Here is a 14,906-nt window from a genome sequence, read left to right on the forward strand (position 1 = left end):
ACACAGGATTTTTCTTTCAACTCAAATCATCCAGCCATGAGGAAGCACTACCTCCATTTGCCCGGGAAGGGTATTCTTACATTATTACTAGGCCTGATGCTGTCGGTCCCGGCACAGGCGCAGATCAGCCAGTTCATTCATGTCGACCAGTTCGGCTATGCGCCGGCCGCCGAAAAGGTGGCGGTGCTGAGCAACCCCGTCGCGGGATATAATGCTGCATTGGCCTACACGCCGCCTGCGACCATGGAAGTGCGAAACAGCATTACCAATGCGCTGGCGTTCACGGGGCCGGTCGTTATTTGGAATAACGGAAACACCCAGGCTAATTCGGGAGACCAGGGCTGGTGGTTTGATTTTTCGGCGCTAAACACCATAGGTACCTATTACGTATTCGATCCGGTTAGTAACGAGCGCTCGGCGGTGTTCGAGATCACGGCCAATCCTTATGGTAATGTGATGCTGGCCGCCGTGAAAATGTTCTATTATAACCGTTGCAACATGCCGAAAGCAGCTCCGTACGCACAAAGCAAGTGGACCGACGGAAACAATTTCATGAATGCATTGCAGGATCAGCAATGCCGGTACGTGTACGATCAGGCTAACGCAGCATTGGAAAAGAACCTGACCGGCGGCTGGTTCGACGCAGGGGATTATAACAAATATGTATCCTTCACACACAGTCCGCTGCACGACCTGCTGTATGCGTACGAGGAAAATCCAGCCGTTTTTTCGGATAATTTCAATATCCCCGAAAGTAAAAACGGCATTCCCGACCTGCTCGACGAAGTGAAGTGGGAGCTCGACTGGCTTTTTAAAATGACGAATACCGACGGTAGTACCCATAATAAAATGGGTAGCCGGAATTACAGCGAGAACATTTCGTCGCCACCGAGTGCGAATGTGGATGGCCGCTATTATGGTCCCGTTTGCACATCGGCGTCCGCGACTATCGCTTCGGTTTTCTCGCATGCAGCCCTTGTGTACGCGGGCATGCCGGCGCTCGCCACCTATGCGGGAGAGCTGGAAGCAAAAGCCGTGAGTTGCTTCAATTATGTGCTACCGTTTTTTAATTCGAATACCCTGCAAACTAACTGCGATGACGGCAGCATTGTGTCGGGCGATGCCGATGTGCCGGTCGGTCCGCAGCGGAATATGATGGTGATTGCGGCGATTTATCTTTTCGAACGGACTGGTAACAGCATTTACAATCAATTTGTGATCAATAATTATGCGGGTACTGATGTCATGAGCTCCGGCTATTGGGGTGTGGATGCCACCGAATTACAAGACGCATTGCTGCGTTACGCAAAACTCCCGGGCGCAAACCCGACCGTCGCGACGGCGATCCTGAACTCAGCAGGGACGGCCGTGAACGGCAACTGGAACGACTTCTTCGGCTGGACGACGGCTGATCTTTACCGCGCATTCATGCCCGACTGGTCGTACCACTGGGGCAGCAACATGCCCAAAGCCGACTATGCCAATGTAAATCGTACGATGCTCAAAGCCGGGCTTGGCAATCCGGCCAGCCTGCGACGCAAGGCAACGGAGCAGATTCATTATTTCCATGGGGTTAATCCACAGGGAATGGTGTATTTGTCGAATATGTACGCGGCAGGCGGCGACCGCTGTGCCAACGAAATTTACCATACGTGGTTCAACGACGGTACCATTTACGACAATGCCCTCACATCGCCGAACGGCCCGGCGCCGGGATATGTAGTGGGTGGACCTAATGCCGATTACACGATCAACAGTCAATCGCCGCCCTACGGCCAGCCGCGCCAGAAAAGCTACCTCGACTTCAATACTGGCTGGCCTACCAACAGCTGGGAGATCACCGAGCCGGCGATTTATTATCAGGCCGCCTACATTCGCTTGCTCGCGCATTCGACATTGCCTGTCGAGGACCCGCTTCCCGTGGAGCTAGCCGGTTTTTATTTGAAGGAGCTGGATAAAAGGCAGGCGCAATTGTACTGGAAAACTGTTTCGGAAACCGACAACGACCGTTTCGAAATAGAGCGCTCTGCTGACGGCTTCGATTTCCGCCCGATAGGGGAAGTAAAAGGGCACAGTACCACCTCCGTGGCGCAGTATTATACTTTCATCGACACGGAAGTACCTGCGGCAACCACGTATTACCGCTTGAAACAGATCGACACCGACGGACAGTATGTGTACTCCAAAATCATTGCATTATACCGAAACGGCGAAGTCGCATTCCGCATTGGTCCCAACCCGGTCAACGATTACGTGGAGCTGGAAATGCCGCCGCATACCGGTACCGCGACTGTGAAGCTGACCAATATGGCCGGCGTAGAGGTAATGCGCTGCGACACGGATGGTAGCGGCCGGATGTCAATTCCGAATCTTGCCAAAGGCATTTACATTCTGAGCGTGGAGAAGGGCAGTGAAAAGCTTTTTACGCAAAGGATTTTCAAAAACTGAACGCCTAACGGGCAGCTACAAACGAAAATGTAGCTGCCTGTGATTTTGCCGAGTTTAGTGTTGCCCGGGCGCGGGGTTTCTTTTCGGCATGATCAGGCTGTCGGCCGGATATTTTGCCTTGAGTGTGTCCATTTGCGCCTTGGCCCACTGGATAAGCCGCTCGCGTTGGGCGGTGGTGAGCTTTGCGTCCGCGTGCATACCCAATGCGGTATACGATTTGAGCGGCATAGCGTCATCTTCGACCATTTCCACGGTTTCTTCCAGCTTATGGTTCTGCCGGGCAATGGACAGGCTTGTGAATGTCGAGAAATTGAGGTGCCGCTTGCCGTCTTCGACGTGTTCGTTCATCCACCATGCCACAGGCTGGATGTTATAGTACCATGGATAAACGGTTTTGTTACTATGGCAATCGTTACAAGCGACTTCCAGGATATTCTTCACGTTGGCCGGGACGTCATACTTCGTCGCAATATTCATCGACTGGTCATCGGACAGGTTTTTTTCGGGGCGGATAAACTGAATGATAATGAAAGCGGCAAGAAGGGCGAGTAAAATTTTTCTGAACATGTCCGATGGTGATTAGATTAGGTCTTAATATGCTTAATAATTCCGTCAATGCCCATTTTTACTGCCGCTCTATCCCCTTATTTTTTCGATAGTGCACGGGCGACAGGCCCATTTGCTGTTTGAAGAGCCTCGAAAAATAGAACGGATCGTCGATTCCAATGGCGGAAGCCACTTCATTTATCCGCCATGTACTGAAGTGAAGCAACTGGCAGGCCTTCTGAATGCGGAGATAGTTGAAGTACTCGATCGGTGCGTAGCCGGTGTCTTTTTTGAATTTTCTGGAAAAAAATGAAACCGATAAATTTACCGAACGGGCAATATTATCCAGTGTAAGGGAATTTGAAAGGTTTTCCTGCATATAAAGAATCGCCTTTTCGGTAGGGCTTGCTGCCGATGCAGACAGCTTCTGCGAGCCAAAATGCTCCGGTGCGATAAATGAGGAGAGATAGTGCGGCAACGTCAGATTGGCATGCAGCAGGTTGGATGCACTATATCCTTTCAGCAAAGTCGTGGCGATATGCGTGAAAAGTGCGTTGCGCTCCTCGGAAAACCCTACCTGCACGGCTCTTGCAGGTTCACCGTCACGTCCCATAACGGCAGCTGTGGCTGCATCGCAATAGGCGCCGGTGAGGTGAAGCCAGTAAATGCTCCACGGATTTATTTTATCCGCCCCGTAGGAATGAGGTACGTCCAATGGCAGGATAACAACTTCGCCCGCGCGTACCTGAGCGATGTTCCCGCCCAGTTCGATCCAGCCCTCGCCGTCGCTGCAATACAGCAGGATAGCCTGTGAAATGCCGTTTGGCCGCTGATAATAGTGGTGTAACGCTTTGGGATAATAACCCATTCTTGCAATGAATAACTGGCTGATCAGCGGCAACTGTTCGCAATGGGATGTCGCTACTTTGGGTATTTCAATGATCAGCTCTCCTTCGAAGCCCCTGCTTTTGCGCATAATGTGTGTTTTAATGAGATGGTAGTGAGCTGGATAAAGGTAAAATAATCCATGTTTTGGACAAAATAGTTCATTCGTTTATTTCCTGGAAAAACTGAGTTTTGTGATAGTTAGTACTATTCCTAAATCCCACTATCATGGCAAAGCAACTTTTGACACATGCTCAAATTCAGCAGTACGATAAGGACGGATATCTGATCGTCCGCGGATTTTATGACAAAGAGGAAGTTTCGCGCCTCTACCACATTGCGATAGACGATGCGACAATCAGCAAGCATGCTATCAATGTCAACGACAGTACCGGTAAGCGGAGCAAGCTTTCCCTTTGGTACAAGCCCGGGGATGATGTGTACGGCCTGCTGACCAGAGGTAAAACGCTCGTTGGGGCAGTAGACCAGCTGCTGGGGCGCCAGCCTGGGGACGAAGGCCATTCGGTTTGCCATTACCATTCCAAGCTCATGCAAAAGGAGCCATGCGTGGGTGGGGCCTGGGAATGGCATCAGGATTATGGTTATTGGTATAAAAATGAATTTCTCTATCCCGAACAGATGATGTCGGTAATGATCGCCATAACAGATGCGACGGTGGAAAACGGCTGCCTGCAAGTTATCAAAGGGTCGCATAAAATGGGAAGGGTGGAGCACGGCTTTTCGGGCGAACAGGTAGGCGCTTCGCAGCGCTATGTTGACCTTGCGCTCAGGGCCATGGAGCACGTTTTCGTGGAGTTGAGTGCTGGCGACGCGCTGTTCTTTCATAGCAATATCCTGCACCGGTCGGAAGCCAACTTGTCGGACCGCCCGCGCTGGTCGCTGATTTCGTGCTACAACCGTTCCACTAATGTCGGGCACAACGAATCATCCTCGTCGGCCGCGAGCATTACACCCATTGAAATCGTCCCCGACGAAGCGCTGCTTACCTGGGACACCGCCGGCCTGACCGAGTCGGAAGCTGATTTTCTAAGCAAGGAAGCAGACGTATCACTCAAATAAACTACACTATGGCACACGCAGCCGGCACGTTTTCCGGTTTGGACATCACCGGGCCAGTCCGGATCAACAAAGGATATGGACCGGTGACGTGCGTGACGCTTTCCGAAATCTTCCCGAACCGCATCCGCGGGAATGCCATGGCGGTGGCCACACTGGCATTATGGATCGCCAATTTCTTCACAACCGCGCTGTTTCCCGTCATGAACCAGTATTTCGGTGTGCCGGTCACCTTTTTGATCCATGCGGCGATATGCCTGGTTTACTTCTTTTTTATCCGGACCAGCATTCCCGAAACCAAAGGCCGTACCTTGGAAGAGATCGAAAAAATATTACAAAAACGCTGATTGCCAATTAAATGACTGTTGAGTTTTACGCACCCGAGTGGGGGAATACCCTGCCGTTCGATACTTTTTGCAAAAATGTAAAAGCCGTTGGCTATGATGGTGTAGAAATGGCACTGCCGTTCGATCCGGCCGAGAAACGGACCATCCTTGAAACACTGGCTGCCAACGATCTCCGGCTGATCGGCCAGTACTGGCAGTCATTCGAGAAGAATATCGACGAGCACGCCGCAAACTATGAAAAATACCTTCGTAACCTGATCGAAGCCCGGCCTGTACTGATCAACTGTCAGACAGGCAAGGATTATTTCAATGCAGCGCAGAACCAAAGGCTTTTCACGCTCGCAGCAAAGCTATCTGCCGATTCAGGCATTCCCATTATCCACGAGACACACCGGGGCAAAAGCCTTTTCGCAGCCCACGTTACGATGGGTTACCTCCAATCCAATCCCAACCTCCGCATTGCGCTCGATATCTCGCATTGGTGCAGCGTACACGAGTCGCTTTTGGCAGACCTTCCCGATGAGGTATCCCTCGCCATTTCCCGTACCGATCACATTCACAGCCGGGTAGGCCACCCGGAAGGCCCGCAGGTAAATGACCCCCGCGCACCCGAATGGGAAGAAGTGCTGAACGCACACCTCAGCTGGTGGGACCGCGTTGCAAGACTTCATGTCCAAAACGGAACGAGGCTTACCATCACCACCGAATTCGGACCTGCACCTTACATGCCCGCCATGCCCTATACGCAAATGCCGCTCGTGAGCCAGTGGGATGTGAACGTGCACATGATGCACCTCCTGAGAGACCGTTATTGGCGGATTTAGGATACTTAGGCTAATTATTTTTTAGCATTTTAATTGAGAAAGATTTTACCGTTAAATAAAATATTTGTCATTAAAATACTGACAATGAGTTGGTTTTCGCTACACAAGGACGAAATGTGATACCTTTGAGGAATTTGTACAGGGATTTTGCTTGTTTAACGCGACTCCGGATTTTGTTCCGGTAATGAGTTAATTCCTAAATTTGCTTTATAGTAACCCCCCTCGATCTGATAACTATGAGCATCCTTTATGTTGACCATGAAATTAATAATCTGAATTCCTTTAAGGCGACCTTCCGGAGAGATGCCGAAATTTTCCTGGCTAATTCAACCGAAGAAGGGTTTAAAATTCTCGACGAGCACAAGATAGACGTCATTTTCGCTGATCACCAAATGCCGGACATGACAGGGCTGGAATTTCTTAAACTGGCTTCCGATCAATATCCTTCCAGTATGCGTGTGCTGCTTACAGGCAATGCGTACACAGAAGAGTTTCGTTGGGCAGCCGGAAAAGGGTATTTCCATAGCTATGTGAATAAGCCCTGGGATGAACAGCAGCTCAGGACGTTGATGATTTCACGTTTATATTAGGTATTGATTATCCCCATGCGAGAGCGCCGGCGGCCAATGTGGCTTCCGGCGCTCTTTTTTTGGTGCAAACGCCTATGTTGCAAAAAAAATTGCCACACGAATATTTGTTAAGAATATATTGACTACATTGGAGAATCAAGATCCGACATTCTTCATCTATTTGCCGGAAGGCTAAACCTTAACCAATGAAAAGAAGACACTTCATGCAGATGTCGGGCTTTGGCTTGGGCGCTATGATGCTCTCGGAGGTACCCGTCATCGGGAGCCCTGTGGCCGAAGAGCGGCTGCTCAACCCATGGCTCGATGCCACAATCAAGAAAAGGCTTGCTGAAACAGCGTTGAATGCCGCCCGTGACAAGGGGGCCACCTACACCGATGTACGTATCGGCCGCTATTTGCAGCAATACCTCTTTACCCGTGAAAAGCAGGTCCAGAATATCGTTAATGGCGAGTCCTACGGCATCGGGATTCGGGTGATCGCTAACGGGACCTGGGGATTTTCGGCCACCAGCGACGTCACGCCCGACGGTATCGCCAAATGCGCGGCGACGGCCGTAGCGATCGCCAAAGCGAACTCTAAGTTTCAGAAAGAACCAGTAGTGCTTGCTGCGCAGAAAGGCGTAGGCGACAAGACCTGGAAGACGCCGCTTACCAAAAATGCATTTGAAATACCCGTCAGGGAAAAGATAGACCTGCTGATGAAGGTCAATGGTGCCGCCATGGATAATGGGGCCAACTTTGTAGCTTCCAACCTGTTTTTTGTCAACGAACAAAAATATTTCGCCTCTTCCGATGGCTCCTTTATCGATCAGGACGTGCATAGGATCTGGCCTACATTTACAGTAACGGTGACCGACAAGGCGTCCGGCAAGTTCAAAACACGTGACGCGATAAGCTCGCCCATGGGCATGGGATACGAATACCTTGACGGGCTGGCCACCGAGAAAATCGCAGGACCGAACGGTCTGGTAGGTTACCGCAATTCCTATGATATGGTCGAGGATGCAGTTATGGCAGCCAAACAGGCGAAAGAGAAAGTAACCGCCAAATCGGTTGAGCCGGGGAAATATGACCTTGTTTTAGACCCGAATCACCTCGGACTCACCATTCACGAGTCGGTAGGGCACCCTACCGAGCTCGACCGCGTGCTGGGCTATGAGGCCAATTATGCCGGTACCAGCTTTGCGACGCTCGACAAATGGAAGACGAAGAATTTTAATTACGGCAGCAAGCTGGTCAATATCGTCGCCGATAAAACACAGCCGCATACGCTGGGAGCTGTGGGCTACGACGACGAGGGTGTCCCTTGCAAGGAATGGGATATCATCAAGGACGGAATTCTGGTCAATTACCAGGCTATCCGCGACCAGGTACAGATATTGGGAGAAAAAGAGTCGCACGGCTGCTGCTACGCCGACGATTGGAGCTCAGTTCAATTCCAGCGCATGCCGAATATCAGCCTCAAACCGGGTACCGAGAAACGCAGCGTACTGGATATGATCAAAGGGGTCGAAAAAGGTATTTACATTGTCGGAAGAGGTTCTTATTCTATCGATCAGCAGAGGTATAATTTCCAGTTTGGAGGGCAGGTTTTTTATGAGATCAAAAACGGCGAAATCGCCGGAATGCTCGAAGATGTGGCGTACCAATCCAATACCCAGGAATTCTGGAATTCATGTGCGCAGCTTTGCGACAAGGACGATTACCGCACATTCGGCTCGTTTTTCGACGGCAAAGGCCAGCCCTCGCAGATCAGCGCCGTCTCGCACGGAAGTTCGACCACGCGGTTTAACGGGGTGAATGTTATTAATACCGGGAGGAAAATTTAAGGAGGGAGGAAGGAGGAAAGGGAAGAAAGGGAGGAAGGAATTAAAGTATATCCCCTTAGTCCCTTTCCTCCTTCCTACCTTTCCTCCCTCCTCCTAGAGTCCATCGATCATAAAAAGACATCACGCAATGGCAATCCTTTCAAAAGAAGAAGCTAAAAAAATCATAGATAAGGTCCTGGCGTTTTCGAAGGCTGATGAGATTAGCGCGTCGCTTTCAGGCAACCGGACAGGTAATATCCGTTACGCACGCAATTCGGTGTCGACCAGCGGCGAAACGACCGACATGTCACTTTCCGTTACCGCTGTTTACGGCAAGAAATCGGGCACGGCGACCATTAACGAATTCGATGATGCCTCGCTCGAAAAAACGGTACGTCGGGCAGAGGAAATCGCGAAGCTTGCGCCTGATAACCCGGAGTATATGCCGATGCTCGGGCAGCAGCAATATGTAGATACCCATGCATTCGCCGATAGTACGGCGGGTATTGACGCTGAATACCGTGCCAAAGCCGCTTTCGCCAGCATTGAGCCTTGTTCTAAAAAGAACCTGACCGCGGCCGGCTATATGGAAGACACGAGCGGATTTGCGGCATTAGGGAACAATAAAGGGCTTTTTGCCTACAACAAATCCACGTCGGTAGAATTTTCGGTGACGGTCAGGACGGCGGATGGCACCGGCTCGGGCTTCGTGCAGCGCGACTATAACGATGCCTCTAAATTGAATTCCGGGACGGCCACGGAAATTGCCATGCAGAAGGCACTGGCATCGGTGAATGCCAAGGCGCTGGAACCGGGTAAATATACCGTTATACTCGAACCCACAGCCGCACACGACCTCATCCTGAACATGATGCGGAATATGGACGGACGCAGCGCCGACGAGGGCAGGAGCTTTCTGGGTAAAAAGGGCGGGCAGACCCGATTAGAGGAAAAGCTCCTCGACGAACGAGTGACCATCTATTCCGACCCCACAAATACCGAAGTACCCGGCTCACCCTTCGCCAACGATGGCAGGCCTCAGGAGAAAGTGACCTGGTTTGAAAACGGGGTGGTAAAAAACATGTACTACTCGCGATTCTGGGCAGAAAAAAAAGGTGTAAAAGCTATCCCGTCACCGGATGGTATCATTTTCCCCGGCGGCAACGACTCGCTCGCCGACCTCATTAAGGGCACGGAAAAAGGCATTCTTGTCACGCGTTTCTGGTACATCCGTACCGTCGACCCGCAAACGTTGCTCTACACGGGCCTCACGCGCGACGGTACTTTCTACATTGAAAACGGGCAGATCAAATATCCCGTGAAGAACTTCCGGTTCAACGAAAGCCCGGTAATCATGCTTAATAATGTGGAGGCTATCGGAAAATCCGTGCGTACCAACGGCAGCCTGATACCCCCGCTTAAAATTCGTGATTTTACGTTTACAAGCCTTTCGGACGCAGTATAACGGGTTCCGTAATCCATTTAAACTGCTATCCTGCCATCCATAACAGGTGAGTTGAAACAAGTGGAGCCATTCATTAACTTATGAATTGCACTTTTTTAGCTCACCCAATCAATCCTATTAGCTAAACATCTACACTTTGAAACGACGAGATTTTATCCAAATGGCCGGGCTTGGAACGGGAGCGTTCATGTTGCCGGGTTTTGCAACGGGCCGTCCTGTATCGCCTGAGGCTTTGCTGATGGCGGGTGAGGACGTGGCTGTCAAAAAGCGGCTAGCCGACGCTGCCCTCAATGCGGCCAAATCCAAAGGCGCTTCCTATGCCGATGTACGCATTGGCCGCTACCTCAATCAGTTTGTTACCACCCGCGAAGACAAGGTCGAGAACATCGTTAATACCGAATCATACGGGGTAGGCGTGAGGGTCATTGCCAACGGCTGCTGGGGGTTCGCCGCGGTGGTGGATGTTAAAAGTGAAATGCAGATGGCGAAGGCGGCGGAAGAGGCCGTTGCGATTGCCAAAGCGAATGCGAAACTGATGAAAGAGCCGGTACAGCTCGCTCCGCAAAAAGGTTTTGGCGAAGTAAGCTGGAAAGCGCCTATTAAGAAGAATGCTTTTGAAGTACCTATCAAAGAAAAGGTGGACTTGCTGCTCTCGGTGAACGATGCCGCTTTGAAAAATGGGGCCAACTATGTGAATTCGATCCTGTTTCAGGTGAATGAACAAAAATATTTTGCGTCTACCGACGGCTCCTACATCGATCAGGATATTCATCGCATATGGCCGCTTTTTAATGTAACGACCATTGATCCCAAATCGGGTAAGTTTGAAACGCGCCGGTCGCTGAGCGCACCGATGGGGATGGGCTACGACTATTTACAGTCGAACCCGGCGGACAAGGTAACCGGCATCACGACCCGGTACAACAAAGGGTACGACATGCTCGAAGATGCGACAGCCGCGGCCAAGCAGGCCAAGGAAAAGCTGACGGCCAAGTCGGTGGAAGCGGGCAAATACGACCTGATCCTCGACCCCTCGCATTTGTGGCTGACCATCCACGAATCGGTAGGCCACCCGTTGGAACTCGACCGTGTGCTGGGATATGAGGCCAATTTTGCGGGAACTTCGTTTGCGACCCTCGATAAATGGCAATCCAAGAACTTCCAGTACGGCAGCAAGCAGGTCAACCTCGTGGCCGACAAGTTGCAGGTAGGCTCGCTGGGGGCCGTCGGCTGGGATGATGAAGGGGTTAATACCAAACAATGGGATCTGGTGAAAGACGGTGTGCTGGTGAATTATCAGGCGATCCGCGACCAGGCGCACATCATCGGTGCAAAAGAATCGCACGGATGCTGCTATGCCGACAGTTGGAGCTCGGTTCAGTTTCAGCGGATGCCGAATGTGTCGCTCGCGGCGGGCAAAACACCATTGTCGGTGGATGATATGATCAAAGATGTCAAGAAAGGCATTTACATTATTGGTGATGGCTCGTTCTCGATCGATCAGCAGCGCTATAACTTCCAGTTCGGGGGGCAGCTGTATTATGAAATCAAAGACGGCAAGATCGCGGGTATGCTGAAAGATGTGGCTTACCAGTCGAACACACAGGAATTCTGGAACTCGTGCGTGCAAGTGTGTGACGAGCGCGACTACCGTTTGGGAGGTTCGTTCTTCGATGGCAAAGGACAGCCGATGCAATCCAGCGCCGTATCGCACGGCAGTTCGACGGCAAGGTTCAACGGCGTTAATGTTATAAATACCGCGAGGAAGATTTAAAAGGGAGAATGGAGGAAAGGGAGAATGGAGGAGGGAAATAGGGATAATCCCTCGTCCCTTTCCTCCATTCTCCTTCCTCCCCTCAACCAAAACGACCATCAAAAAAGTATTACGCAAATGGCCATTATACTAACTGAATCAGAAGCAAAAGCATTATTGCAAAAAGTGCTGAGCTATTCCAAGGCCGATGAATGCGAGGCCAATATATTGGGCGAGGAGCGGGGTAACCTGCGCTATGCCCGGAACGAAGTGTCGACGAGCGGATCGCTGATCAACCAGAATTTGCAGGTGCAATCCGCATTCGGGAAGAAAGTCGGCGTAGCAACCATCGATGAGTTCAGCGACGAATCGATTGAAAAAGTCGTCAGGCGGTCGGAGGAACTGGCCATGCTGGCGCCGGAAAATCCCGAGTATGTAGGCGTGCTTGAACCGCAGACTTATTTGAAATCCAATGGTTTTTTCGAATCCACGGCAGGCATTAATCCTGCTTTTCGCGCCGATGCGGTCGCCAAAAGCCTCGAACTGACCCGCACGGAGAAGATGACGGCCGCCGGCTTCCTGGAAAATCAGAAAGGTTATTCGGCCATGATGAATTCCAAAGGCCTTTTTGCCTATTACCCCAGTACCAGCGTCAATTTCTCGCTCACGGTACGCACGCCCGATGGCAAAGGCTCGGGTTATGTGGCCAAAGGTTATAGTGATGTAAATAAACTGGATACGGCCGCTGCTACGAAAATCGCCATTCAGAAATCCAAAGGTTCGGTCGACGCGAAGGCGCTGGAACCCGGCAAATACACGGTCATCCTCGAACCGACGGCCGCGGCAGTACTACTGGAAAATATATTCTTCAACCTCGATGCGAGAAGCGCCGACGAAGGCCGGTCGTTTCTCAGCAAAGCGGGAGGCAAAAGCAAGTTGAACGAGAAAATCGTCGACGAGCGCGTGAATATCTATTCGGACCCGATGCATCCGGATTTGCCTGCGTCGCCCTGGTCGGGTGATGGGCAGGCGGCCAACAAGATCAGCTGGATAGAGAATGGGGTAGTCAAAAACCTCGTCTATTCGCGCTATTGGGCACAGAAAAACAATGTAAAACCGGTGCCATTCCCCACGAACGTGATTATGGCGGGCGGTACGGCAAGTATGGAAGAGCTGATCAAATCGACCCAGCGTGGTATTTTAGTAACCAAACTCTGGTATATCCGAGAAGTCGACCCGCAAACGCTCCTGCTCACGGGCCTCACGCGCGACGGCACTTTCTATATCGAGAACGGCGTGATCAAGCATCCGATCAAAAACTTCCGTTTTAACGAAAGCCCGGTGATCATGCTCAATAACCTGGAAACGCTCGGCAAACCCGAACGCGTGGTGAGCACCGAGAGCAACAGCAATTATCTGATCCCGCCGATGAAAATCCGCGAGTTCACATTCTCATCGTTATCAGACGCAGTTTAGTATTGAAACCTTTTTTCTTCACGAGAATCCAATACACCTCGGGTAACTGGGATACCGACCAGCGAATGCCGTCCAATTTGCTGCATTCGCTGGTTGAGTACACCACCATCCCGGTCGATGAGAAGGAAAAAGTGGTCCAGCTAAGCAGTAATGAAATATTTAAAAGCCCGTTCTGCTATTTGAGCGGGCACAAACTGGTGGAATTTTCAGCCCAGGAACGCGATCATTTCAAACGGTATGTGCAAAATGGCGGATTTGTGTTCGTCGACGACTGCAACCACGACATCGACGGACTTTTTGCCAAATCTTTCGAGCAGGAAATGGCCCGGACATTCGGCCCGAAAGCCTTGCAGAAGATTCCCAACAACCATCCAGTTTACCACAGTTTTTTCAAATTCGACGACGGCCCGCCCACCACTTCCTTTGAGCTGAACGGCTGGGGAGACGACCTCGTACACGACTATCTCAAAGCCATTACCATCAACGGGAAGATCGGCGTCCTGTACAGCAACAAGGATTACGGCTGCGAATGGGATTATGATTTCCGGAACAAACGATTCCTGGCCGTCGACAATACGCGGTTTGGGGTGAATATTGTTGTTTATGCGTTGACGGGATAGGGAGGAGGAAGGAGGAGGGGGAGTCTTAATTTCATGGAATCACTATTAATTATCAAAATTTGGAAACCTCAACGGCTACATCACACTACCGCTCGCTGGTGGCTAAGCTGCCACTCCTGAAAGCCGAAATTGCGAAAGTAATTGTTGGACAACAGGAGGCGATTGATGAAATACTGATCGCATTGCTGGCGTCGGGACATTGCCTGTTGGAAGGCGTACCCGGGTTGGCAAAGACATTGATGGTCAAAACAATGTCCGAAGCATTGCATATGAGCTTTCGCCGGATCCAGTTCACGCCCGATCTGATGCCCGGCGATATTGTCGGCACCGAGATTTTGGAAGAGGACCATGAAACGGGCAAGAAGTTCTTCAAATTCAACCGGGGGCCGTTATTTGCCAATGTGGTACTCGCCGACGAGATTAACCGGACGCCGCCAAAAACGCAGGCGGCGCTGCTTGAAGCGATGCAGGAGAAGAGCGTAACCTACGGCGGCGAAAATTACGCATTACCTAACCCATTCCTGATCATCGCCACACAGAACCCCATCGAGCAGGCCGGTACCTATCCGCTGCCCGAGGCCCAGCTCGACCGGTTTTTGTTGTATATCAAACTAAGCTATCCCAGTGAGACCGAGGAGTTGGACGTGTTGCGAACAACCACCGGGACCGCAAGGCCGGAGATTGGGCGGATACTGTCGGACACGGAAATGGCCGATCTGCAAAAGCTGACGCGGCAGGTACACATTGCCGATGAACTATTAGTCCGAATTAACCATCTGGTGCGCTCCACGCGGCCAGAAACGACCCAGTCGGAGTTTGTGCGCGAGTGGTGCGACTGGGGTGCGGGCCCGCGCGCGGGGCAAGCGCTCGTGTTGTGCGCAAAGGCCCGGGCGGTCTTGAACGAGCGGTTTTCGGTTGTGCCGGAAGATATCCGCACATTGGCATACCCCGTGCTGCGGCATCGCATTGCCATGAATTTCCGGGCCGAGGCCGAAGGCATTACCAGCGACCAGGCTATTCAGGAGTTGCTGAATACGCTGCCATAGTTTAATAGAAATACCGATTGA

At 51.3% G+C, this 14,906-nt stretch carries 13 protein-coding genes; 11 read left to right on the top strand and 2 right to left on the bottom strand.

Features of this window, described 5'->3' with window-relative positions; translation table 11 throughout:
* Positions 1 to 36 precede the first annotated feature (36 nt).
* Positions 37 to 2,448: a glycoside hydrolase family 9 protein gene (locus AAHB90_RS04870; protein ID WP_342083789.1), complete on the top strand. Its 2,412-nt coding sequence runs from the start codon at positions 37 to 39 to the stop codon at positions 2,446 to 2,448.
* A 54-nt stretch (positions 2,449 to 2,502) separates the two neighbouring features.
* On the opposite strand, the gene AAHB90_RS04875 is transcribed toward AAHB90_RS04870, so the two are convergent.
* Positions 2,503 to 3,015 (bottom strand): heme-binding domain-containing protein, encoded by a 513-nt coding sequence (locus AAHB90_RS04875; protein ID WP_342083790.1) that lies wholly within the window; start codon positions 3,013 to 3,015, stop codon positions 2,503 to 2,505.
* Positions 3,016 to 3,073: 58 nt separating this feature from the next.
* Entirely contained in the window at positions 3,074 to 3,970 is an 897-nt protein-coding gene (locus tag AAHB90_RS04880; RefSeq protein ID WP_342083791.1) for an AraC family transcriptional regulator, read from the bottom strand.
* A gap of 137 nt (positions 3,971 to 4,107) precedes the next feature.
* Here AAHB90_RS04880 and AAHB90_RS04885 point away from each other — a divergent pair, with 137 nt between their 5' ends.
* From AAHB90_RS04885 to AAHB90_RS04930, 10 genes are all read left to right on the top strand, one after another.
* Positions 4,108 to 4,959: a phytanoyl-CoA dioxygenase family protein gene (locus tag AAHB90_RS04885; RefSeq protein WP_342083792.1), complete on the top strand. Its 852-nt coding sequence runs from the start codon at positions 4,108 to 4,110 to the stop codon at positions 4,957 to 4,959.
* 8 nt (positions 4,960 to 4,967) lie between these two features.
* Positions 4,968 to 5,303 (top strand): MFS transporter, encoded by a 336-nt coding sequence (locus AAHB90_RS04890; protein WP_342083793.1) that lies wholly within the window; start codon positions 4,968 to 4,970, stop codon positions 5,301 to 5,303.
* An 11-nt stretch (positions 5,304 to 5,314) separates the two neighbouring features.
* The gene (locus tag AAHB90_RS04895; RefSeq protein WP_342083794.1) at positions 5,315 to 6,127 is read left to right on the top strand and encodes a sugar phosphate isomerase/epimerase family protein; all 813 of its coding nucleotides are present in this window, start codon (positions 5,315 to 5,317) and stop codon (positions 6,125 to 6,127) included.
* Positions 6,128 to 6,363: 236 nt separating this feature from the next.
* Complete coding sequence (locus AAHB90_RS04900; protein ID WP_342083795.1) at positions 6,364 to 6,717, top strand: response regulator; 354 nt, start codon at positions 6,364 to 6,366, stop codon at positions 6,715 to 6,717.
* Between the two features lie 185 nt (positions 6,718 to 6,902).
* Positions 6,903 to 8,546, top strand: coding sequence for a TldD/PmbA family protein (locus AAHB90_RS04905; RefSeq protein ID WP_342083796.1), 1,644 nt, complete (start codon positions 6,903 to 6,905; stop codon positions 8,544 to 8,546).
* A gap of 127 nt (positions 8,547 to 8,673) precedes the next feature.
* A complete protein-coding gene (locus AAHB90_RS04910; RefSeq protein ID WP_342083797.1) occupies positions 8,674 to 9,990 on the top strand; it encodes a TldD/PmbA family protein in 1,317 nt (438 codons plus the stop codon).
* 136 nt (positions 9,991 to 10,126) lie between these two features.
* On the top strand, positions 10,127 to 11,764 hold the full coding sequence (locus AAHB90_RS04915) for a TldD/PmbA family protein (protein ID WP_342083798.1): 1,638 nt from the start codon (positions 10,127 to 10,129) through the stop codon (positions 11,762 to 11,764).
* A gap of 117 nt (positions 11,765 to 11,881) precedes the next feature.
* On the top strand, positions 11,882 to 13,219 hold the full coding sequence (locus AAHB90_RS04920) for a TldD/PmbA family protein (protein WP_342083799.1): 1,338 nt from the start codon (positions 11,882 to 11,884) through the stop codon (positions 13,217 to 13,219).
* A 2-nt stretch (positions 13,220 to 13,221) separates the two neighbouring features.
* The gene (locus AAHB90_RS04925; RefSeq protein WP_342083800.1) at positions 13,222 to 13,839 is read left to right on the top strand and encodes a DUF4159 domain-containing protein; all 618 of its coding nucleotides are present in this window, start codon (positions 13,222 to 13,224) and stop codon (positions 13,837 to 13,839) included.
* Between the two features lie 59 nt (positions 13,840 to 13,898).
* A complete protein-coding gene (locus AAHB90_RS04930; RefSeq protein ID WP_342083801.1) occupies positions 13,899 to 14,885 on the top strand; it encodes an AAA family ATPase in 987 nt (328 codons plus the stop codon).
* Positions 14,886 to 14,906 lie beyond the last annotated feature (21 nt).

It is taken from the genome of Dyadobacter sp. OTU695, assembly GCF_038440355.1.
Classification (GTDB): Bacteria; Bacteroidota; Bacteroidia; order Cytophagales; family Spirosomataceae; genus Dyadobacter.